The following is a 545-nucleotide window of genomic DNA, read 5'->3' as shown; positions in this document are numbered from 1 at the left end:
ACAGCCGCGAAGATGCACGCCGCCGGCTGATTCGTGCCGTGCAGGACACCACCCTGATGGGCGTAAACGACAACCGCCGGTTTCTGGCAGCGATCCTGGCCCACCCGGTATTCGCCAGTGGCGATGCCACCACCGCCTTTATCGGCGAAGACTTTGCCGACGACAGCAGCCTGGCCGGCGACGCCCCTGACAACACCCTGTGGGCACTGGCCGCTTTGCATCACTGTCGACGCGAAACACCCAATGACACCCTGCGAGGCTGGCACTCCAGTACGCTAGGAGCCCAACCGGTGGCGTTACGCAGCGGTGAACATAAACAGACGCTGTACATCCGCTATCTGGGCAACCAGGTCACCATCACTTTTGAGAACACCTCCGACACCCTCACGCTGACGCCGCTGAGCGGCGATCGCGTAGACGTGAACGGCGTGGAAGTGACCGCCAGCGTGATCCAGCATGGCAATCAATACTGGCTGCAGAGTCAAGGCCACACAGCCTGCTTCAGTGATGCTACCCACACCGCTGCCGGCAGCAGTGACCAGGCC

1 pseudogene is annotated in these 545 nt (G+C 62.2%); it reads left to right on the top strand.

What is annotated here, in order from left to right:
• Positions 1-545: pseudogene (locus A3730_RS27615) on the top strand (3-methylcrotonyl-CoA carboxylase); the annotation flags it as partial.

The organism is Alcanivorax sp. HI0044 (assembly GCF_001634945.1).
The sequence above is the reverse complement of the archived record's forward strand: the minus strand, read 5'-3'. Positions and strand labels throughout refer to the sequence as shown.